The organism is Pigmentiphaga sp. MLSB6-MA01, from assembly GCF_058793475.1.
The window spans coordinates 13,008-33,096 of record NZ_JBXAFV010000018.1; the positions used below are offsets into that span (position 1 = coordinate 13,008).

A 20,089-nucleotide genomic window follows, 5' to 3' on the forward strand; every position below is an offset into this window, starting at 1 on the left:
GGGGCGAAACCGGCGGACTGGCGGAGCCAGATCCGCGGTTTCCCGGGGCAATGCCAGGCCCACGGTTCGCCAAAATAGTTGAATTTATCAATTAAGTAGTATATAAAATCAACTATATTGGAAAACCGCGAGCATGAGCATGTCCGAACTCCTGATTGAGAACCAAGGGGCCGTCCGTATCCTGACGATGAACCGGCCGGAGAAGCACAACGCGTTGAATACCGCGCTGACGCAGGCGCTGGTGGATGCGCTGTGGCAGGCCGAGCGCGATGCCGAGGTCCATGCCGTCGTGCTGACCGGGGCGGGCAAGTCGTTCTGCGCCGGCGCCGATACTTCGGAATTCAGCGCGCTGGTGCCCGAGGATCCCCAGGCCGTGAACGCACGCGCCGACCTGACCACCGGGTTGCACCTGGCTTTCTCGCGCATGTCCAAGCCCGTCGTGGCCGCGGTGCGGGGCAATGCGCTGGGCGGGGGCGCGGGCCTGGCCATCGCCTGCGATCTGGCCGTGATGGCCGAGAACGTCCGCTTTGGCTACCCCGAACTCAAGCACGGCATCGTGGCGGCGGTGGTCATGTCCAATCTGGTTCGCCAACTGGGCCGCAAGCATGCCTTCGAACTGCTGGCCATGGGCGAGCCGATCAACGGCCCGCGCGCCCTGGCGCTGGGCCTGGCGAACCGCGTCGAACCCGATGACCGGGTGCTGGAGGCCGCGCTGGAGGTCGCCGCCAAGCTGGCGAGCTGGAGCCCCATCGCGATGGGCACCACCAAGCGGCTGTTCCACCGCGTGGCCGAGCTGACGCTGGAGGAAGGCCTGGCCGCGGGGCGCGACACCAACGTCATCATGCGGGGCTTCCGCAAGGCGGCGAAATGACGCGTCCGCTGGAAAACGTCACCATCCTGGACCTGTCCCGGGTCCTGGCGTGCCCCTTCGCCACGATGATCCTGGCCGAGCTGGGCGCCACGGTGATCAAGGTCGAGCAGCCCGGCACGGGCGACGAGACGCGCGGTTTCGAGCCCAAGGTCGAGGGCGAGGGCGGTACGGAGTCGGCCTATTACATGGCCTTCAACCGCAGCAAGCAGTCCATTACCGTCAACCTGCGCAGCGCCGAAGGGCAGGAGCTCATCCGCAAGCTCAGCGCGCAGGCCGACGTGGTGCTGGAGAACTTTCCGGTCGGGACGCTGCAGCGCTACGGGCTGGACTACGCCCGGCTGTCCCAGGGCAACCCCGCGCTGGTCTACGTGTCGTGCACGGGCTTCGGCATGACCGGCCCCTATGCGCCCCGCAAGGGCTACGACACGGTGTTCCAGGCCATGGGCGGCATCATGAGCCTGACCGGCGAGCGTGGCGGCGGCCCGGTCAAGCCGGGGCTGCCGGTGGCCGACCTGACCTCGGGCCTGTGGGTCGCGATCGCCATCCTGTCGGCCTTGATGGGCCGGCAGGCGACCGGCAAGGGCTGCCATGTGGATTTCTCGATGCTGGACGGCCAGGTCGGGCTGCTGTCGCTGGCCGCCGCGCGCTTCTTCGCGCTGGGCGAGGTGCCGCCCCGGCTGGGGACCGAGCATCCGGGCCGCGTGCCCTCGGCCGCGTTCCGCTGCCGCGACGACAAATGGGTCCAGGTCACGGGCAGCGACCAGCACTGGAAGCCGCTGTGCGACCTGCTGGGCCTGCACGAGTGGGCGGAAGATCCGACCCTGGTGCGCAACATCGACCGGGTCAACCGGCGCGAGGAAGTGATGGCCGGCCTGTCGGCGGCCGTCGCGCGCCTGGACCGCGACGAGTTCTGCCGGCTGTGTGACGAGGCCAAGGTGCCGGCCGGTCCGATCCTGAGCGTGGACGAGGTGCTGAGCAACGAGCACGTACTGGCGCGCGGCATGGTGCGCGAGTTCGCGCATCCCCAGCTCGGTTCGTTCAAGGCGCTGCCGGTGCCGTTCAAGTTCGAGGGTTTCGACGATCCCAGCCTGGGGCGGCCGCCGCTGCTGGGCGAGCACACCGACCAGGTGCTGGGGGACAGGCTGGGCCTGGGCAAGGAAGATATCCAGGCGCTGCGCGAAAGAAAGGTCATCTAAGGCCGTGCCGGCGACAGCCGGATCTCGCCTCCTCCTGCGGTACGAGGCCGGGGGAGGTCTAAAACCAGGAGACTCACATGAAGCTGTTCAAGCAATCGTTATTGGCGGCGGCGCTTGTGCTGGCCGCCTCGGGTGTACAGGCCCAGGGCTATCCCACCAAGCCCATCGTGCTGGTCAATCCCTATGCCGCGGGCGGCCCGGCCGATCTCGTGGCGCGCAGCCTGGCCAAGGAGCTGGGCACCGAGCTGGGACAGCAGGTGGTGGTCGAGAACAAGGCGGGCGGGGGCGCGACCATCGGCGCGGCCTACGTGGCGCGGGCGGAGGCCGATGGCTATACGCTGCTGTTCGGCACCGCGGCGGCCCACATCGTCACGCCGCTGATCCAGCCCACGCCCTATGATGGCATCAAGGACTTCACCTTCATCGCGCTGGCGGCCAACCAGCCCAACCTGCTGGTGGTGCATCCGTCGGTCAAGGCCAACACCGCGAAGGAACTGATCGAGCTCGCGCGCAGCAATCCCGGCAAGCTGAACTACGGTTCGTCCGGCACGGGTACCTCGCCCCACCTGGGCGGGGAACTGATCAAGCAGCAGGCCAAGGTCGAAATGGCGCACATCCCCTACGGTGGCGCGGCGCCCGCGATCACCGACCTGGTGGCAGGGCGCCTGCAGGTGGGCGTGATGAACCTGTCGGGCGAACTGCCCTTCGTGAAGGCCGGCAAGCTGCGCGCCCTGGCCTACGCGTCCAAGGCGCGCTCGCCGCTGCTGCCCGACGTGCCCACGTTCGCCGAGGCGGGCCTGGGCGGCGCGGAGTCCGCCTCGTGGTACACGGTGGCGGCGCCCAAGGGCACGCCCGTGGCGGTGGTGAACAAGCTCAACGCCGCGCTGAACGCGGTCACCAAGAAGGCGGAATACCGCAAGCTGATGGAGGCCCAGGGCACCGAGCTGGCCACGCTCTCGCCCGAGGAAACCACGCGTTTCGTCGTGGAAGACGCGCAGCGCACCAAGGACCTCATCAAGTCGGCCAACCTCAAGCTCGAATGACCATGACCGTCAACACCCCGCGCACCCCGGCCCAGGCCGGGGCGGCCTCCACGATAGACCGCGTGGACATCATTGCCTGCTCGCAGCGCCAGGACGATCCCAGCTGGCGCTTCGCGCGCGGCACCATCACCCACGTGGACGGCTGGATCGTGGTGCTGACCGCGCGCAATGGCCAGGCGGGATATGGGCACGTGCTGGGCACGCCCATCTTCAAGCCCGATACGGCCCGCATCGAGCCGGTCCTGGAGACGCTGCGGCGCGAGGCGCTGGGGCAGGACGCGTTCGCGCTCGAAACCCTGCACAGCCGGCTCGAAGCGGTGGCCGGGGCCGAAGCTTGCGCGCTGTCGGGCTTCGTCTGCGCGATCTACGACCTGCAGGCCCGGATGCTGGGCGTCCCCCTGCATGTGCTGCTGGGCGGCAAGGTGCGCGATACCGTCGAGGCCTCGCGCATCGTCTCGATCAAGTCCCCCGAGGATATGGCCGAGCAGGCCGCCAGGTTGGCGCGGCAGGGCTATCGTTATCTGAAGCTGAAGCTGAGCGGCGAATCCGAACTCGACGTCGCCCGCGTGCGCACCGTGCGCGAGCGGCTGGGCGAGGCCGTCACGCTGACCGTGGATGCCAATCAGGCCTACCAGGCCGACGAAGCGATCCGTGTGTGCGAGGCGCTGCGGCCGATGGGCGTGGTGATGATGGAGCAGCCGGTGCCGGCGGCGGACATCGATGGATTGTGCCGTGTGCACGCCGCGGGCGCGCTGCCCATCGAAGCGGACGAGGCCATCGCCGGGCTACCGGGACTGGTGCGCCTGATCGGCATGGGCGCCGCCGATTCCTACAACCTCAAGGTGCACTACCTGGGGGGGATACGCAACACGCTGATCGCGGTTCGCCTGTGCGAGGCGGCGGGTGTGGGCTACCGGTTCGGCGCGATCTTCGGGCCGCGCCTGCTGGCGGCCCAGGGCGTGCACGTGGCCAGCGTCGCCGGCAGCATCCACGCCGGCGCCGAGCTGGCCGAGTTCGATCACCTGCTGGACGATCCGTTCGTCGGCCTGGAGGTCGAGTCCGGCGAGCTGGCGGTGCCGGGCGGCCTGGGTTCGGGCGTGGAGTACGAACCCGGCAACCTCGGGCAGGCCTGAATCAGCGTATGCAGGAAGCGGCGCCGGCCAGGGCCGCTTCCGCTTCGCGCGCCAGCCGCTCGACCAGTTCGCCGGCCGGCTCCAGTTTGTCGATCAGGCCGGCGCTTTGTCCGGCCTCGACCTTGCCCAGAGCCACATCACCGTCCTTGGCGGCCTGCCGCAAGGAACTGCGGGCGAACAGGGCATCCAGTTCCGTATCGTCGGCGCCGCGGTTGGCGGCCGCTTCGTACTCGGCCGAGAACGTGTTCTTGACCATGCGGATGGGCGAGCGGCCGCGGCCGACGATGGCGGTGTCGCCGATGCCCGCGTTCAGCACCAGGTCCTTGTAGGCGGCGTGCAGCCCCGATTCGGGGGTCAGCAGGAAGCGGGTGCCCAGTTGCGCGCCGCTCGCGCCCAGCGCCAGCATCGCGGCGATGCCCGCGCCGTCGGCGATGCCCCCGGCGCCGATGACCGGCACCGTCACCGCGTTGACCGTCGCCCGCACCAGCACCAGCGTGCCGACTTCGTCCGGACCGGGATGGCCGCCGGCTTCGCCGCCGACCGCGATCACGGCGTCCACGCCGGCGTCCTCGGCCTTGCGGGCGTGCAGGGGATTGGCGGTGACCTGTATCCACGTCACGCCGGCTTGCTTGAAGCGGCCGATATGGGCTTTGGGGCCGCCCTGCGAGGCGATGATCACGGGCACGCCGGTTTCCAGGACGATGTCCAGGAACTCCGCCGAGCGCTTGTTGTACAGCGGCACGTTGACCGCGAAGGGCTGGCGAGTGCCGGCGCGCACGCGGGCGATGGCGGCGCGCAGGTCGTCGGGATACATGGGGCCGGCGGCGATCACGCCCAGGCCGCCAGCCTCGGAAACGGCCAGGGCCAGCTCGGCGTTGGACGAGGCCCAGCTCATGCCCCCCTGGACGATGGGGTGGCGGATGCCCAGGAGGGAGGTCAGTCGGGTAGCAAGCATGATGGAGGAGGCAGTGTGGGGGAATCGAAGGAGCGCTCAGCCGGCGGAGGCGCGGATCCGGTCGTTGACGTCACGCGCGGCGCGCACCGCTTCTTCCAGCGACAACTCGTAGGCCTGCTGGAACGCGCGCTTGGAAGCCACCAGGCCGGCCGGCGCGAACTGGGCCAGGCGCTCGGCCAGCGCGAGCGCGGCTGAAAGCAGTTCCGTTTCCGGGACGATGCGGTTGATCATGCCTAGCGCGTAGGCGCGTTCGGCGTCGATGGGGTCGCCGGTGGCCACCAGTTCGAAGGCGGCCTTGGGGCCCACCTGCCGGATCAGGTTGGGAATCAGCATACCGGCGGAGATGCCATGCTTGACCTCGGGATAACCGAAGCGGGCGGCGGGCGCTGCCAGGACCAGATCGCAGCCCAGCGACAGGCCGGCGCCCGCGCCGATGGCCGGGCCGTTGACGGCGGCGATGACGGGCGTACCCAGGCGCGCCACGATGGTGTTGATGTCGACCAGCAGGTCGCTGCGCCGGCTGGCCAGCTCCGGCTGCTCGCGCGCGAGGCGGCGGGCTTCTTCCAGGTCGGCGCCGGCGCAGAAACAGCTGCCCCGGGCGGCGATGACCACGCATCGCGTGTCGGGGTCCGCATCGGCGCCATTCAGGGCATCGACGAGGCCCTGCAGCATCGCCAGGCCGAGCGCGTTGCGCTTGGGGTGGCGGTTCAGCGTCAGCAGCAGGACATGGCCGTGTCGCTCGGCCAGCAGTTCGTTTTCCTCGACCACGATGGCGTTTCCTTGAAATATAGTTGATAAAGTAAACTATGTAGTTAATTTCGTCAACTTTATGGCCGGACGCCGGCGTGGCCGGGGTGGGGCGGCGGACCGCCCCCGGGAGGGCTACAGGCCCAGCAGCTCGCAGGCCGCCGCGAACAATTCCTGCCCAGGATCGGCCAGCCGGTCGCAGATGTCCAGGTGGTGGCAAGCGGGCAGTTCCAGCGTGCGTTTGACGTTGCCTGGCCAGCAGGCGGCGATCAAGCCGGTCTGGCGGCGGAACTCGTTCGTTTCCGACGCCCCGACCGCGGCGATCAAGGGCACGCGGCGATCGGGCACGAAGTAGGCGGGCGACAGCGCGTTCACGCGAGCCGGCGTCAGTTCGAGATTGGCCAGGAACGGCGCCCTGGCGACCGGCTCGAGGTCGTACAGGCCGCTCAGCGCCAGTCCGCCGCTGACCAGGTCGGGCGGGAGATCGGCGGACCATTCCCGCCAGCGCGCGGCCAGCATCATCGCGGTCAACTGGCCACCGGCGGAATGCCCGCTGGTCACGATGCGGCGGGCATCGAAGCCCAGTTCGGCGGCGTGGCGGTACAGCCAGGCGTGCGCGCGCAGCATCTGCCGCACGATCTCCTCGATGGGCGTGGCCGGTGCCAGGCCGTAGTCCAGGATGGCGACCGCGGCGCCGCGCGCCACGTAGACGGGGGCAAGCCAGGAAAAATGGGATTTGTCCAGCGCACGCCAATAGCCGCCGTGGATGAATACCAGCAGCGGGGCGCCCGGCTTGCGCGGCGGGAAGTAATCCAGGGTTTCGGCCGGCGCGCCGCCGTAGGGCAGACCCAGTTGCGCGCCTTGGGTGCGGCGGGCCAGCGCGCCGTCGGCGGCCCAGCGGGCGGTATAGGTGGGATGGTCGGGGATGCGGGCGAGATTGTTGTACTCGTATTCGCAGAACTCGGACGTGAAGGCCGGATGGGCGTGCAGGGGATGGACGGGCATGGCGTGAAAGTCTGGTCGGGGCCGTGAGGGCCGGAAGCGGCGCCCAGGGGCGCCGCCCGCCAGTTTACCCACTCCGCCCGGGGAAGGTCCCGTCCAGGTAGTACCAGCGCCCGTCCTCGCGCACGAAGCGGCTGTTCTCGTGCAGCCGCTGGGCACGCCCCGCCAGCTTGCTGCGGGCCACGAATTCCACCGTGGCATGCTCCGCGTCGGCCTGCGCCGCCGCGCGTACCTCCAGGCCCAGCCATTTCAAGCCGGGCGGATCGGGGTCCAGGGCCTGCGGCCGGGTCGAGGGGTGCCAGGTCGCCAGCACGTAGTCGTGCCTGCCCAGCACGTAGGCGCTGTAGCGCGAACGCATCAGCGCCGGCGCGTCGGGCGCCTGTAAATGGGCGGGCCCCTGGTGCCACCGGCCGCAGCATTGCGCATAGGGGCGCGGCAGCCCGCAGGGGCACAATTGGTCTACATTAACGCCTGACTTCATTTGCTCCGGTATCCGCCATGCTGTTTCTTCTTTCCCCCGCCAAGAAACTGGATTACGACACGCCCGCGCACGTCGAGACGTCCACCCAGCCCTTGTTCGTGGATCGCGCCAAGAAGCTCATCTCGGTGCTGAAAACCAAGTCCGCCGACGACGTCGCGGGCCTCATGAGCCTGAGCCCGGCGCTGGCCGAACTGAACGTGGCACGCTACGCCAAGTGGACGCCGAAGTTTACGGCGGAAAACGCCAAGCAGGCGGTGCTGGCCTTCAATGGCGACGTCTACGAGGGACTCGATGCCGGCAGCATGACGGGCCGGCAGCTGGATTGGGCGCAGGAGCACGTGGTCATCCTGAGCGGCCTGTACGGCGCGCTGCGGCCGCTGGACCTGATGCAGCCGTACCGGCTCGAGATGGGGACGCGGCTGGCGACCCCCAAGGGCAAGAACCTGTACGAATACTGGGGCAGCGAGCTGTCCGACTACCTGAACCAGCGCCAGGAGGCCGACCGGCATCCGGTCGTGGTGAACCTGGCATCCGAGGAATACTTCAAGGCCGTCGACCGCAAGGCGCTGAAGGCCCGCGTGATCCAGTGCGTGTTCGAGGACTGGAAGGGCGGGGCCTACAAGGTGATCAGCTTCCACGCCAAGCGCGCGCGGGGCCTGATGGCCCGCCACGCCATCGAGAAGCGCATCGCCAGGCCGGAGGGCCTGCAGGGTTTCGATGCCGAAGGCTACGGCTACGACGCCTCGGCATCCAGCCCCGACCGGCTGGTGTTCCGCCGCAAGGCGGCCTGATCCGGACGCGGCTGGCGCAGCAGCCGCAGCCCGTTGAACACCACCAGCAGGCTGGCGCCCGCGTCGGCGAACACCGCCATCCACAGGGTGGCTTCGCCGGTGAAGGTCAGCACGAAGAACACCAGCTTGATGGCCAGCGCGAACACGATGTTCTGCCACAGTACCCGGGAGGTCCGGTACGACAGGCGGATGAACTCGGGCAGCTTGCGCAGATCGTCCTGCATCAGGGCGACATCGGCCGTCTCGATGGCGGTGTCCGTACCCGCCGCGCCCATCGCGAAGCCGATGTCGGCGCGGGCCAGCGCGGGGGCGTCGTTGACGCCGTCTCCCACCATGCCCACCGGTGCCATCTGGCCCAACGCTTCCACGGCGGCCAGCTTGTCATCGGGCAGCAGGTTGCCCCGCGCATCCTCGATGCCCAGTTCCGCGGCCACCGCGCGCACCGTGGCGGCGTTGTCCCCGGACAGGACCACGGGTTCCACGCCCAGCCGGCGCAGTTCGGCCACGGCGGTCCGGCTGGAGTCCCGGATCGTGTCGGCCACCGCCAGGATGGCCACGGCGATGTTTTCCTCGCACAGGATGACGACGGTCTTGCCCTGGCGTTCCAGCGTTTCCAGTCCGGTTTCCAGCGCGCTGTCCGCCGCGCCCAGTTCGCGCGCCAGGCGCAGGCTGCCCAGCGCATAGGTCTTGTCCTCGATCCGGCCCGTGACGCCGCGTCCGGCCAGCGAGGCGAAATCCGCGACGGGAAGCGTGGCGCCATCGTGGGCCGATACGATGGCGTGCGCCACCGGATGGGACGATAGCGCGTCCAGGCTGGCGGCCAGTTGCAGCGCGCGGGCGCGGGGCAGGGGCGAGGCGCCCAGCGGGACGACATCGGTCAGGGCCGGCTTGCCGTGGGTGAGCGTGCCCGTCTTGTCCAAGGCGAGGCGGCGCAGGCGGCGGCCCTGTTCCAGGTACAGGCCGCCCTTGATCAGGATGCCGCGCCGCGCGGCCGAGGCGAGTCCGCTGACGATGGTGACCGGCGTCGAGATGACCAGCGCGCATGGGCAGGCGATGACGAGCAGGACCAGCGCCCGATAGACCGAGTCGAACCAGGGCATGTCCAGGGCCAGCGGCCCGGCAACGGCGACGATGATCGCCACCACGAAGACGGCGGGCGTGTAGACCTGGGCGAAGCGGTCGATGAAGCGCTGCGTGGGCGCGCGCTTGCCCTGGGCGTCCTGCACCGTCTGCGCGATGCGGTCCAGCATGGTGTGGCCCGCGGCCGCCGTGACGCGGTATTCGAGCACGCCTTGCTGGTTGACGGTGCCGGCATACAGCGGATCGCCTCCCTGCTTGGCCACCGGCATGCTTTCCCCGGTGATGGGAGACTGGTCCACGCTGGACGAGCCGCCCACCACGGTGCCGTCCAGCACGATGCGCTCGCCCGGCCGCACGCGCACCACCGCGTCCACGCCGATCAGCCGCGCGGGCAGTTCCTGCCACGAACCGTCGCCCTGGCGGACCAGGCCGCGCTCGGGCGCCAGCGCCGTCAGGCTGCGTATGGCGTTGCGGGCGCGCGTCAGGCTCAGCGCCTCGATCATTTCGGCCACGCCGAACAGCCAGATCACCATGGCGGCCTCGGGCCACTGGCCGATCAGGACCGCGCCGATCACCGCCACGGTCATCAGCAGGTTGATGTTGAGGGTGAAATGGCGCAGCGCCAGCCACCCTTTGCGCAGGGTGCCGAGGCCGCCCAGCAGGATGGCCGCCAGGGCCAGCGCGGCCACGGGCAGCGAGGTATCGGCGCCGGTGGCGTAGGCCAGCACTTCCGAGCCGATCGCGAAGGCGCCGGCCAGGCCCATGCGGATCCACGGCTGGCGCGGCGTCGCTTCGGCCGGCTGTTCCTCGGGCGGGGCGGACATGTCGACCGCCACCGGCGACATGTTCAGGCCCGCGATGGCCGCCATGATGGGCTGCGGGTCGTCCAGCACGTGGCCGACTTTCAGTGTGCGGCCGATCAGGTCGAACGACAGGGTGCGCACGCCGTCCATGGACTCGAGCGCCTTGCGCAGCAGCCGTTCCTCGGTCGGGCAATCCATCTGTTCGATCTTGAACAGGGACGTGCGCAGTCCTTCGGGCGAGGCCGGCGACGTGCCGGGGGGGCGGGTGGTTTCGGGCGCGGCCTCCGGGCCGCCGCAGTGGCAGTGTTTGCAGGAATCGGACATCAGTCGGCTCCATTGGCGTGTTGGATCCATTTGAAACCCTGTAGCCGGTATAGAGTCAAGCGGGGACAATGGCGTATCCTAGGATCAGAACCTGGCCCTGCGGGGAATACGATGAAGATAGGAGAACTGTCCACGCTGACCGGCACGCCGGTCGAAACGATTCGTTACTACGAGCGTGAAGGCCTGTTGCCGCCACCGGCCCGCACCGCCGCCAACTACCGCATCTATGGCGAACCGCACGTGGAGCGGCTGTCGTTGGTGCGCAATTGCCGCGCGCTGGACATGACGCTGGACGAAATCCGGCGGCTGCTGCGGTTCTGCGATGATCCGGCCGACAACTGCGGCGAGATCAATGCGTTGCTGGACGAACACATCGGGCACGTCGCCACCCGCATCGCCGAGCTGAAAACCCTGGAAACGACGCTGAAGTCCTTGCGCGGACTATGCCCCGAGGAACGGGCCGCGCGCGACTGCGGCATCCTGCAGGGGCTGGCGGCGGGACCTGAACCGGCGCGCCGCGACGCCGAGCACAAGCATGGACTGCTGGGGCCGACCCACGGCTGAGGATGTCCCGAGGCGGTCCCGGTCCATCAGATCGTTCATTACCATCCGGTCAGGTTTTTGACCGGACGCCGGATTGCAACCTGCCCGTCATGTGGGCTCCCTAGCATGTGCCTCCTTTTGACGGAGGAATGCAAGCCCATGGCGAACAATGCCGATGTATTCGCGCACAAGGTCCGCGGCGGCCTCGCCGCCCTTGTCGTGGCCGGACTGCTGGCGGCCTGTGGCGGCGACGGGAGTGACGTGGCCGCCACGATCCCGGATCCCGAGCCGCCCGTCCAACCGGATCCGGGCCCGGCGCGCAACCCCGCCTACCTCGACGCCAAGGCCGGCGACATCATTCAGGTCAAGATCAAGGAACTGCATCCGACGCAGGCGGCCATCGGCTACGATCAGGTCTACTACAAGCTGGGGCGCTGGCAGGGAGACTTCGATCGCGGCACATGGCGAGCCGATCCAGTGTCGCAGCTCGACTATCTGAACCGCACGGTCGGGAAAAAATTCGACGACTATTGCGAGGATATGGGAGCCACCGCCCGTGCCCGGAAATTCCAGACCATCGACGAGGCGCGCCAGGCGCGTCTGAATGCTCCCGGGAGCTTTGCCTGCGAGGAGGCGTTCGGCACGCATGCCGATGTCCTGAAGACGGCCGTGGTCGGCTGGGACGGTGACCTGTATCTCACCGATGGACATCACACGTTCTCGGCGCTGCGCGGCATCGCCGACGGCGGCCCGGAATTGCCGGTGTGGGTGAAGGTCGCCGCCAATTACAGCGACGTCCCGACCCGCGAGGCCTTCTGGCAGCGCATGATCGACGAGCGCAAGGCCTGGCTGCGCGACGGCGACGACCGCCCCATCACGACCGACCAGCTTCCCAGCCGCGTGGGCATGGCCAGCGACGAGGAGCCCGGCGGCATGCAGGAGGACGCCTATCGATCGTTGGTGTACTTCACCCGGGACATCGGCTATGCCAGTGGCGGTTTGCCCGAATTCGCCGAGTTCCAGTGGGCGTCGCTCCTGCGCGCCAGGATCGCCGCCGGCCAGCTCGCGCCGCTGTCGGGCTACAAGACCGCCGCGCCGGCGCCCCTGGCCGCCATCCTCGCGGTCAGCACGCTGAAGGCCGATCTGAGCCGCGCGGGCGCGACGGACAGCTATGCCGCCGCGGTACGCGAGGCATCGCTCGTCATGGGTGCCCTGGGCGATCAGGATGTGGTGTACGACCAGCAGACCGCGTCGCAACTGGGCCGCATTCAACTCGTGCCAGATGCCGCCAGCAACTCGCCTACCAAGACCGCGCGCGATACGCTGGAAGAACTGCCGCGCGACGATGTCAAAAAGGACGGCACGCCCCGGGGGGCGGGCAAACTGTGGTTCTCGGTGAACTACCGCACCTGCGGCAAGCCTGCTGCCGGGACGTGCTGGGGCTATTGAGCTAGTGCACCTGCGGGACCGTCGCGCGTATCAGCAGGGCGGTCTTGACCATCTGCTTGATCTGGTAGGCCAGTTGCTGCAGGACCAGCACGCGCTCGGCGTCGACCGGCGCCGTGCCTGCCTGGGCGGCCGCCACGGCGCCGTCCATGTCCCGGGTCAGTTGCTTGAGCCGCTCGTCCTCGTCCGGCTGTGCCGGCCTGCCGGCGTTGGCGTCGCGCAGCAGGCGGTCCACCGTTTCCACCGTCTCGGTCATGGGCGGCGGCAGCGCCGGCAAGGCGGCGATCAGGGGCGCCGCCGCGCCGACCTGCGCGGCCAGGTCGTGCAACTGGATCACCAGGCTGTTCAACTGCGCGGGAGAACGTTGCTTGGACTTGGGCTCCAGCATCATCCGGTAGAACGAGTTGGTGAAGTTGCCGAAGGCGATGTGCACGTTCTTGCGGGCCAGGCGATAGTCGACGTTTTCCTGGTGCACTTCCACGTTGTCGACCGAGGTGCCGGCCAGCCCCAGGCTGGCCGTCAGGTAGTGGCGATTGGCTTCGACCGCGCGCCGCAGCAGCGGCCTGAGCATCCGGTATTCCCAATAGGGGAAGACATAGCTGCAGGCGAGCGCGATGGCCGAGCCGACCAGCGTGTCGATGACCCGCTCGCCCACCACCATGAGCGAGCCGGGCGCCAGGAAATGGAAGCTCAGCAGCACGAAGGCGGTATTGAAGGCCGAACTGCCGATGTAGTACAGCAGCACCAGGCTGTTGGCCATGACGACCGCCACGAACATCGCCGCCAGCAGCACGAACTTGTTGTGCACGAAGAACAGCAGGGCCAGGACCAGGGCGCAGCCGATCAGCGTTCCGGCCAGACGCTGCAGGTTGCGCTGCTTGGACAGGGCGAAGCCCGGCTTCATGATGACCAGTATGGTCAGCACCACCCAGTAGCCATGGATGGCATGGTGCGGGGTCAGCCATTCGCTGGAGACGGTCATGCCTATCGCCGCGGCCAGGGTGACCCGCAGCGCGTGCCGCAGGTAGGGCGAGCTCAGCTTGAGGTTGCTGCTCAGGCGGCCCAGCCTGAAGTCCTGGCGGGACAGGAAGCGTTGCAGCGAGGCGTCGACCTGGAGCGAACTGGGTTCGTCCAGGTGGGCGACGTCGGTATGGCGGTGCAGCCGGTCGACGATGTAGGCGGCGTTGCGGGCGCGGCGGAATGTCGAGATCAGCGCGGCGTAGGCCTCCGGCTCGGCTTCGGGGAAGCCCCGCTGCTTGAGCAGTTCGATTTCGTATTCGATGGCGCGGACCTCGGCCTTGACGGTGAACTTGCTTTTGCTGGGCATGCCCTGCGTCACGGCCAGCCCGACCGCCTCGGTGTCCTGCGAGAGTTTGTGCAGCAGATCGCGGAAGAAGACCAGCAGGTCGGAGTCCTTGAACATCCGGCGCAGCAGCAGGTAGTCGGTGTGGACCGCGACCATGGTCTCGTGCAGGTCGACGATGTCGATGAACAGGTTGAACAGCAGGGTCCGGGACTGGTCGCGCCGGCGGTCGGAGCGGCGCGGCAACTCGCGCAGCACCACGTCGCGCGCGGCCTCCTGCTGTTCGGCCACGGCGGCCTGGCGGGCAATCAATTGCCGGTAATTGTCCTCGATGTCGACGTCCGGATCGTAGAAGCGGGCCTTGGCCTCCAGGTACTCGGCCGAGGCGAAGATGCAGACGGCGATCGCCTGCTGCGCCTGCCGGTACCAGAGGAGGCGGTTGACCGCGAGGCTGAACGCCGTGTACCACAGGCCGCCGGCCAGGACGGCGGCGGTATGGAGGGCGGCGGCCCGGGCGTCCATGACGTCGTGCATGGTCAGCGTCATGAGCAGCAGGCAGCCGAAACCGATCAGCCCGCCTTTGCGGCCGTATACCGCCAGCAGCGAGAACCCGAAGCATTGCGCGATGACGGCCAGCCACAGCGCCAGCGGATACGGCGTGGCGAGCGCGGTGATGGCCGCCGCCAGGGTGCCCAGCAGCGCGCAGCCCAGCATCTCGTTGCGCCGGTGCCGCAGGGGGCCGGGCTGGTCGACGATGGCCACGCACATCGCGCCGAACGTGGCCGCCAGGCCCAGGGCCGCCTGATGGAACAGCCCCAGCAGCACCAGCGCCGGCATGAGCACGCCCAGGGCCTGCCGGATCCCCATGTAGAAGTACTGGCTGTAGATGAATTTCTTGATGTTCTTGGTGGAGTAATCCATCGAAGCGGATTCCGGGCGGTGTTCTGCGAGTCTATTGGAAAACCCGGCGGCCGGGGGATACCGCGCGGCGCGGTCAGGCGCGGCTTTCCGGCGGGTGGTATTGATACAGCCAGGTCTCCGACAGGGTCTGGCCGCCACTCTTCAGATACAGGCGCATTTCCACGGGATCGGCGCCGTCCACGGTCAGGTCGAACTGCGCGCGCCAATGGCCGGGAATGTCGTCGGGCACCGCCTCGACATACACATAGGAAAAGCTGCCGCGCGAGGCCCACAGCACGGCCTCCGGCGTGACGCCGTAGGGCAGGCCGGCCAGCGGACCGCCCAGGAATTCCACCATGAACTTGCGCACGCCCTGGGGGCGTGGCTGGCCGGGCTGGCCGCCGTTGCCCAGGCGGGTCGCCACGCAGCGGGCGGTGGCTGGCGGATAGGGCTCGCGGTCGGTCCAGTGCAGGCGGTATTTCAGCCGGTACTCGCTGCCTTTCGTCGCCGGGGCGGCGGGTACCCACATCGCGACGATGTTGTCGTGGATCTCGTCGTCGGTGGGAATCTCGACCAGGTGCACGGCGCCCGGGCCCCAGTCGCCCTGCGGCTCGACCCATAGCGAGGGGCGGCGCTCGTAGTGGACGCCGTCCAGGTAGTGGTCGAAGTTCCGGTCCCGCTGGAGCAGGCCGAAGCCGCGCGGATTCTCGTCGCCGAACGCCGAAGCGACGATGCGCGGCGGATTGTTCAGCGGGCGCCAGATATATTCGCCGTCCCGTGTCCACATCGCCAGTCCGTCCGAGTCGTGGACCTCGGGGCGCCAGTCGATGGCCGTGGGCTTGCAGGCTTCCGAGAACCAGTACATGGAAGTCAGGGGGGCGAGTCCCAGGCGCCCGATGTCCCGGCGCAGGAACAGGGCCGCGTCGATGTCCATCAGCACGGCCTTGCCGCGCGTCATGTCGAAGCGGAAGGCACCCGTGATGCCGGGGCCGTCCAGCCGGGCGTAGACCGTGACGGTATCGCCGCCGGCCGGCGGCGGCACGAAATAGATGTGCGTGAAGGCAGGGAACTCCTCGGCGCGGTCGGGGACGGCGATGTCGAGCGCGATGCCGCGCGCGGACAGGCCGTATTGGTAGAGCTCCCCGATGGCGCGGAAGTACGAGGCGCTCAGGAAGGCGACCCAGTCGTTCGTGCGCCAGTCCGGAGCGGGAGGTCCGGCCGCGCGGCTCTCCTGGAAGCGGAAGCCGGCGAAGCCGATGCCGGGCGGCAGCGCATGCGCGGGGCTGTCGGCGGGCATGTCGAAGTAGCTTTCGTCGTACAGGATCTCGCGAGCCTGGCCGCCCTCGTCGTCGTCTAGGACGTACATGCGCACCGGCGCGGGCGAGAACCGGCCCAGGTGGAAGAAGGTGACCGGGAACTGGCCGGGGCCGTCGGCGAACAAGGCGTGGTCCGGCTTGAAGCGGATTTCTCCCAGCGCGGCATAGTCCAGGCGCTCCAGGATGGGCCAGTTCGGCATGGGGATGGCCTGGAAAGGGCGCGAGGCGGCCTCGCGCGCTTCCTGCACCAGGTGGTCGAACGAGAAGGGCGCGCGCCTGCCCAGCCTGAGGGGGGCCGCCGCGCCGGCGGGCGCATAGCCCAGGGTGGCCAGGGCCAGGGCGCTCGCGGTGGCGAGAAAGCTGCGTCGGTCGGTCATGGAGAAAAGCCTTCCGGTTTCATCGTCATGCCCATTTTTTCATCACGTCGGGTAAGTCATTGGTGAGAAAAGGTTTTTTTGTGTAGTCCCATGGCTGTCCCCAAAGTTGTCCACACCAGAGGTGGGTAACTTCGAGGGCGGGCGGCGTCTCAGGAGCGAATGGGCAACAGCCGGCGCGACAGGACCACGAAACTGGCCGACGCGGCGATGGCCGTGAGGAGCAGCGTCATCGCGGCGGCCATGGGGCCGGCATGGTCGGTGATGAAGCCCAGCAGCATGGGCCACGCGTTGCCGATGTAGCCCGCGATGTAGAACAGCGAGACCATGAGGCCGCGCCGCTGGGGCGGCGCGATCTGGTTGACGATGCCGGCGGCGCCGATGAACGCCGCGCCGAACCCCAGTCCCGTGATCAGCACCGCCACGCCCATCAGCCAGGCCTGGGTGGCCAGCAGCGATGCGATGGCGCAGACCAGCCCACTGGCGAAGACCATGTTGCCGTAGCGGAAGGCGGACGTGCTGGAGGTCCGCTGGCTCAGGAATTGCGCCGTACCGGCGCATGCCGCCAGCAGCGAGCTGGCATAGCCGCTGAGCGCATAGTCGTGGATGCCCAGCAGTTTCTCGCCCAGCGACGGTCCCATCGCCATGAGCGACGAACCGACTCCCCAGACGATGGACAAGGTGATGCAGCAGAGCAGCATCAACTGGGTGACGCGCCGGGCCGGCAGCGCGCGGGGGGAGGCGTGCACGGCATGCGGCGAATGCGGCGCCTGGGCGGGGGAGGCGGTCCGGCGCAGCGGCATGCGCCACAGTCCGTAACCGACGGCGAGGGCGATCGAGACGATGATCAGGAAGGGAAGGACCGTGGGATAGAGGCCGGCCTGCAGTGCCAGGCCGCTCAGGATCGGCCCCAGGATGGAGCCCAGCGTGAAGGCCGCCGTGCCGAACAGCGCGGCGCGCTGCTTGTGCTGCGGCGGTTCGAGATCGAGCAGGGCGGCGTTGGCGGCGCCGGTCAGCGTGCCGGTGCCCAGCCCCGCCAGCAGCCGGCCGGCCAGCAGCATGCCCAGGCTGTGGGCGAGGGCCAGCAGGACCGCGCCGGTCGCCACCATCGCCAGCGCCGGCAACAGCAGCCGTCGGCGGTCGGCGACGCGGTCCGCCAGGCGGCCGCCGATGAGCAGCGCGCTCAGCACCCCGACCACGTAGGCGAAGAAAATGGCCGTCGTGGTGAACGAAGGCAAGTGCAGTTGTGCCTGATAGAGCGGGTAGAGCGGCGTGGGGACGCTGCTGCCCATGACGCCTGTCATGAGCGATACCGTCACGAGCGCGCGGGCCTTCCAGAGCGAGCGCGTCGAGGCCGGAAGCGAAGGGGAGTCGGAGTTCAAGCGGCAGGGCTCGGGAAGAGGCGGCCGGCGGTGGAGTGCTTGCCGCGGGCCGGAATGCGAGAGCGCACTAGTCTACACCCATTCATAAGAGGGGTACGGGTTTACCATTAGAAAACCCGGCTGGAGGATGGCGGTTGCCCTGGCCGATCATGCATTCCATAATCGGAGGGCGGATGCGGCCATCGCAAGGCTTGCGCATCGGCGCCGCCCGCGTCAACTCTCCCCTGGAGCACGTCATGAAGCGAATGGACACCGAACGTCAAGCCAAGTTGAAGAAGCGCCGCGCGGCCCCGCTGGCCACCCCCACCGACCTGGGCGCGGAAGCGACGCGCGAACTGAGCGGCGTGCTCAACGGTATCCTGGCCGACGTCTTCGCCCTGTACCTGAAGACCAAGAATTTCCACTGGCACATGAGCGGCCCGCATTTCCGCGACTACCATGTGCTGCTGGACGAGCAGGGCGTCGAGATCTTCGCCATGACCGACGTCATCGCCGAGCGTGTGCGCAAGATAGGCGGCCCCACCATCAAGTCCATCGGCCACATCGCCAAGCTCCAGCGCATCCTCGACAACGACGCGGACTACGTCCAGCCGCTGGACATGCTGGCCGAACTGCGCGAGGACAACAAGACCCTGGCCAGCCACCTGCGCGAGGCGCACGACATCTGCGATACCCATCGCGACATCGCCACCGCCAGCCTGATCGAGAACTGGCTGGACGAGACCGAGCGGCGCACCTGGTTCCTGTTCGAGGCCAGCCGCAATTCCGACGGCACCGGGCATTGACGGCGCCGCCGCCCTTGTCAGAGCAGGGGCTCGATGGGTAGCCACGACATCAACCGGATGGCCAGCCGCTTGAGCAGGCCGGCACCGGGTTCGGTGTCGTGCCGGATGGTGCGGCCGTCCTGGCGTTCCAGCCAGTACAGGCTGCCCTCGGGCGTCAGGCAGACCTCGTAGGCGCTGTCGGGCACGGTGGTGTCGAAGGCTTCCGAAATGCGGCGGGCGAGTTCGGGGCTGTCGATGACGAAACCCAGCTCGGTGTTCAGGTTGGCCGAGCGCGGATCGAAGTTGAAGGATCCGATGAAGGCCCGTGCGCGATCCACGCCGAAGGTCTTGGCGTGCAGGCTGGAGCCCGAACTGCCGAACAACTGCTTGCCTTCGGGCTTGCCGCTGTGGTGCGAACCGCTGCGCATTTCGTACAGGCGCACGCCCGCCTCCAGCAGGTCCTTGCGCCGGCGGGCATAGCCCGAATGCACGACCGGGACGTCGGTGGCTTCCAGCGCGTTGGTCAGGACCCGCAGCTTCACCCCTTGCAGCGCCATGGCCGCGAAAGCGGCGGTCCCCTGGGCGCCCGGCACGAAGTAGGGCGACACCAGATCGAGTTCCTGTTCCGGTGTGCCGATGATGGCAGCCAGTTGATGGGCAAGCAGTCCGTCGGGTTTCGCCCGGCCCTGGGCTTTGGCCGGGTCGTCGCTGACCATGCGCGCGGGGGCCCAGGTCAGCGGCAGCGTACCTGCCAGCAGGTCGCGCACGAAAGGCTGCTCGCGCATGGCACGGACATAGGCGGCCGCGGCCGGGTTCGCTTCGATGGAGGCGGAGTCGGCGGCAAGTTCGTCCAGCCTGCCGGCCGGGACGGGCGGCAGCAACTGGGCGACCGGATAGGCCGAGGCGCTGGCCCAGTAGCGGTCGAAGTCGGCCGAGACGTCGTTCACGATCCCGCCCACGGCCAGCACGTCGAGGTCGGCGAACAATACGCCGTCGGTGGCGCCGAAGTATTCGTCGCCGACGTTGCGGCCGCCCACGATGGTCGCCTGGTTGTCCGCCGTGAACGACTTGTTGTGCATGCGCCGGTTCAGGCGCGAGAACTCGAACAGGTAGCCCACCATCTTGGGCCGCCGGATGGCGAACGGATTGAATAGCCGGACTTCGATATTGGGATGGGCGTCCAGCGCGGCCAGGGTCTCGTCCAGGCCCGCGATGCCGTTGTCGTCCAGCAGCAGCCGCACCCGCACCCCGCGGTCCGCCGCGGCATGCAGCGCCTCCAGCATCATGGTGCCGGTCATGTCGCCGCGCCAGATGTAGTACTGGATGTCCAGCGTACGTTCGGCGGCATGGGCCAGCAGCATGCGTGCCGCGAAGGCATCGCGGGCGTCCGCCAGGGGATGGAAGCCGGTCTTGCCCGGATGGCCGTCCGCCTGCGGCGCGATCACGCGGCCCAGCGAGGTCTGGCGGGCGGCGTCCGGGGCCAGGGCCGAGGACGCGGAGCGGTCGGCAAGCGGCGGCAGCGAGCAGCCCGCGAGCCAGGCCAGCGCCAGCGACGACGCGGCCAGTTTCACGCCTCGCGCGCCTATTCCCAGGGATGTCCGTGTCATGCCGCCGCCATGGTTCGAGATAGGTCTA

Annotated in this window: 17 protein-coding genes; 8 read left to right on the plus strand and 9 right to left on the minus strand. The window is 68.6% G+C overall.

All coding sequences use genetic code 11. The features are described 5' to 3' along the window. The first annotated feature begins 133 nt into the window (after positions 1–133). The 4 genes from AC1Q6E_RS24555 to AC1Q6E_RS24570 all read left to right on the plus strand — a co-directional run bounded on the left by AC1Q6E_RS24555 (position 134) and on the right by AC1Q6E_RS24570 (position 4,243). On the plus strand, positions 134–871 hold the full coding sequence (locus tag AC1Q6E_RS24555) for an enoyl-CoA hydratase/isomerase family protein (protein WP_296559084.1): 738 nt from the start codon (positions 134–136) through the stop codon (positions 869–871). Further along, positions 868–2,067, plus strand: a complete 1,200-nt coding sequence (locus tag AC1Q6E_RS24560; protein WP_152795578.1) for a CaiB/BaiF CoA transferase family protein — start codon at positions 868–870, stop codon at positions 2,065–2,067. The genes AC1Q6E_RS24555 and AC1Q6E_RS24560 overlap by 4 nt, the downstream gene beginning before the upstream one ends. A gap of 77 nt (positions 2,068–2,144) precedes the next feature. Continuing rightward, positions 2,145–3,110 (plus strand): Bug family tripartite tricarboxylate transporter substrate binding protein, encoded by a 966-nt coding sequence (locus AC1Q6E_RS24565; RefSeq protein ID WP_296559086.1) that lies wholly within the window; start codon positions 2,145–2,147, stop codon positions 3,108–3,110. A 2-nt stretch (positions 3,111–3,112) separates the two neighbouring features. Next, the gene (locus AC1Q6E_RS24570; protein WP_492573720.1) at positions 3,113–4,243 is read left to right on the plus strand and encodes a mandelate racemase/muconate lactonizing enzyme family protein; all 1,131 of its coding nucleotides are present in this window, start codon (positions 3,113–3,115) and stop codon (positions 4,241–4,243) included. A 1-nt stretch (position 4,244) separates the two neighbouring features. Here the strand turns inward: AC1Q6E_RS24570 and AC1Q6E_RS24575 are convergent, their stop codons facing one another. The 4 genes from AC1Q6E_RS24575 to AC1Q6E_RS24590 all read right to left on the minus strand — a co-directional run bounded on the left by AC1Q6E_RS24575 (position 4,245) and on the right by AC1Q6E_RS24590 (position 7,428). Beyond that, positions 4,245–5,198 carry an NAD(P)H-dependent flavin oxidoreductase gene (locus AC1Q6E_RS24575; protein WP_152795584.1) on the minus strand — a complete coding sequence of 318 codons (954 nt, stop codon included), beginning with the start codon at positions 5,196–5,198 and terminating at the stop codon, positions 4,245–4,247. A 36-nt stretch (positions 5,199–5,234) separates the two neighbouring features. Then, positions 5,235–5,966, minus strand: coding sequence for an enoyl-CoA hydratase/isomerase family protein (locus AC1Q6E_RS24580; RefSeq protein WP_492573721.1), 732 nt, complete (start codon positions 5,964–5,966; stop codon positions 5,235–5,237). 114 nt (positions 5,967–6,080) lie between these two features. Continuing rightward, positions 6,081–6,950 carry an alpha/beta hydrolase gene (locus tag AC1Q6E_RS24585; protein WP_296559093.1) on the minus strand — a complete coding sequence of 290 codons (870 nt, stop codon included), beginning with the start codon at positions 6,948–6,950 and terminating at the stop codon, positions 6,081–6,083. Between the two features lie 64 nt (positions 6,951–7,014). Continuing rightward, positions 7,015–7,428 carry a YchJ family protein gene (locus AC1Q6E_RS24590; RefSeq protein WP_152795590.1) on the minus strand — a complete coding sequence of 138 codons (414 nt, stop codon included), beginning with the start codon at positions 7,426–7,428 and terminating at the stop codon, positions 7,015–7,017. Positions 7,429–7,445: 17 nt separating this feature from the next. On the opposite strand from AC1Q6E_RS24590, the gene yaaA reads away from it, so the two are divergent. Further along, positions 7,446–8,219, plus strand: coding sequence for a peroxide stress protein YaaA (gene yaaA, locus AC1Q6E_RS24595; protein ID WP_492573722.1), 774 nt, complete (start codon positions 7,446–7,448; stop codon positions 8,217–8,219). On the opposite strand, the gene AC1Q6E_RS24600 is transcribed toward yaaA, so the two are convergent. Then, a complete protein-coding gene (locus AC1Q6E_RS24600) occupies positions 8,162–10,426 on the minus strand; it encodes a heavy metal translocating P-type ATPase (RefSeq protein ID WP_296559095.1) in 2,265 nt (754 codons plus the stop codon). The two genes, yaaA and AC1Q6E_RS24600, sit on opposite strands and share 58 nt — an antisense overlap. A 111-nt stretch (positions 10,427–10,537) precedes the next feature. On the opposite strand from AC1Q6E_RS24600, the gene cadR reads away from it, so the two are divergent. Both cadR and AC1Q6E_RS24610 read left to right on the plus strand, forming a co-directional pair. Further along, positions 10,538–10,990, plus strand: a complete 453-nt coding sequence (gene cadR, locus AC1Q6E_RS24605; RefSeq protein WP_296559097.1) for a Cd(II)/Pb(II)-responsive transcriptional regulator — start codon at positions 10,538–10,540, stop codon at positions 10,988–10,990. A 138-nt stretch (positions 10,991–11,128) separates the two neighbouring features. Continuing rightward, entirely contained in the window at positions 11,129–12,418 is a 1,290-nt protein-coding gene (locus AC1Q6E_RS24610) for a ParB/Srx family N-terminal domain-containing protein (protein ID WP_492573723.1), read from the plus strand. A gap of 1 nt (position 12,419) precedes the next feature. Here the strand turns inward: AC1Q6E_RS24610 and AC1Q6E_RS24615 are convergent, their stop codons facing one another. The 3 genes from AC1Q6E_RS24615 to AC1Q6E_RS24625 all read right to left on the minus strand — a co-directional run bounded on the left by AC1Q6E_RS24615 (position 12,420) and on the right by AC1Q6E_RS24625 (position 17,690). Then, entirely contained in the window at positions 12,420–14,639 is a 2,220-nt protein-coding gene (locus tag AC1Q6E_RS24615; RefSeq protein WP_492573724.1) for an FUSC family protein, read from the minus strand. A 73-nt stretch (positions 14,640–14,712) separates the two neighbouring features. Further along, positions 14,713–16,311 carry an OpgD/OpgG family glucan biosynthesis protein gene (locus AC1Q6E_RS24620; RefSeq protein WP_492573725.1) on the minus strand — a complete coding sequence of 533 codons (1,599 nt, stop codon included), beginning with the start codon at positions 16,309–16,311 and terminating at the stop codon, positions 14,713–14,715. Positions 16,312–16,460: 149 nt separating this feature from the next. After that, on the minus strand, positions 16,461–17,690 hold the full coding sequence (locus AC1Q6E_RS24625) for an MFS transporter (protein ID WP_152795604.1): 1,230 nt from the start codon (positions 17,688–17,690) through the stop codon (positions 16,461–16,463). A 236-nt stretch (positions 17,691–17,926) separates the two neighbouring features. On the opposite strand from AC1Q6E_RS24625, the gene AC1Q6E_RS24630 reads away from it, so the two are divergent. Beyond that, entirely contained in the window at positions 17,927–18,475 is a 549-nt protein-coding gene (locus tag AC1Q6E_RS24630) for a Dps family protein (RefSeq protein WP_152795606.1), read from the plus strand. Between the two features lie 17 nt (positions 18,476–18,492). Here the strand turns inward: AC1Q6E_RS24630 and AC1Q6E_RS24635 are convergent, their stop codons facing one another. Further along, on the minus strand, positions 18,493–20,061 hold the full coding sequence (locus AC1Q6E_RS24635; RefSeq protein ID WP_492573755.1) for a phospholipase D family protein: 1,569 nt from the start codon (positions 20,059–20,061) through the stop codon (positions 18,493–18,495). Between the last annotated feature and the right edge of the window lie 28 nt (positions 20,062–20,089).

Bases quoted from the DNA above. Each gene is read 5' to 3' on its own strand.
- cadR (WP_296559097.1), top strand. From the start codon at position 10,538: ATGAAGATAGGAGAACTGTCCACGCTGACCGGCACGCCGGTCGAAACG.
- AC1Q6E_RS24585 (WP_296559093.1), bottom strand. From the start codon at position 6,950: ATGCCCGTCCATCCCCTGCACGCCCATCCGGCCTTCACGTCCGAGTTC.
- AC1Q6E_RS24635 (WP_492573755.1), bottom strand. From the start codon at position 20,061: ATGACACGGACATCCCTGGGAATAGGCGCGCGAGGCGTGAAACTGGCC.
- AC1Q6E_RS24600 (WP_296559095.1), bottom strand. From the start codon at position 10,426: ATGTCCGATTCCTGCAAACACTGCCACTGCGGCGGCCCGGAGGCCGCG.
- AC1Q6E_RS24615 (WP_492573724.1), bottom strand. From the start codon at position 14,639: ATGGATTACTCCACCAAGAACATCAAGAAATTCATCTACAGCCAGTAC.
- AC1Q6E_RS24590 (WP_152795590.1), bottom strand. From the start codon at position 7,428: ATGAAGTCAGGCGTTAATGTAGACCAATTGTGCCCCTGCGGGCTGCCG.
- yaaA (WP_492573722.1), top strand. From the start codon at position 7,446: ATGCTGTTTCTTCTTTCCCCCGCCAAGAAACTGGATTACGACACGCCC.
- AC1Q6E_RS24565 (WP_296559086.1), top strand. From the start codon at position 2,145: ATGAAGCTGTTCAAGCAATCGTTATTGGCGGCGGCGCTTGTGCTGGCC.
- AC1Q6E_RS24560 (WP_152795578.1), top strand. From the start codon at position 868: ATGACGCGTCCGCTGGAAAACGTCACCATCCTGGACCTGTCCCGGGTC.
- AC1Q6E_RS24630 (WP_152795606.1), top strand. From the start codon at position 17,927: ATGAAGCGAATGGACACCGAACGTCAAGCCAAGTTGAAGAAGCGCCGC.
- AC1Q6E_RS24570 (WP_492573720.1), top strand. From the start codon at position 3,113: ATGACCGTCAACACCCCGCGCACCCCGGCCCAGGCCGGGGCGGCCTCC.
- AC1Q6E_RS24575 (WP_152795584.1), bottom strand. From the start codon at position 5,198: ATGCTTGCTACCCGACTGACCTCCCTCCTGGGCATCCGCCACCCCATC.
- AC1Q6E_RS24620 (WP_492573725.1), bottom strand. From the start codon at position 16,311: ATGACCGACCGACGCAGCTTTCTCGCCACCGCGAGCGCCCTGGCCCTG.
- AC1Q6E_RS24555 (WP_296559084.1), top strand. From the start codon at position 134: ATGAGCATGTCCGAACTCCTGATTGAGAACCAAGGGGCCGTCCGTATC.
- AC1Q6E_RS24610 (WP_492573723.1), top strand. From the start codon at position 11,129: ATGGCGAACAATGCCGATGTATTCGCGCACAAGGTCCGCGGCGGCCTC.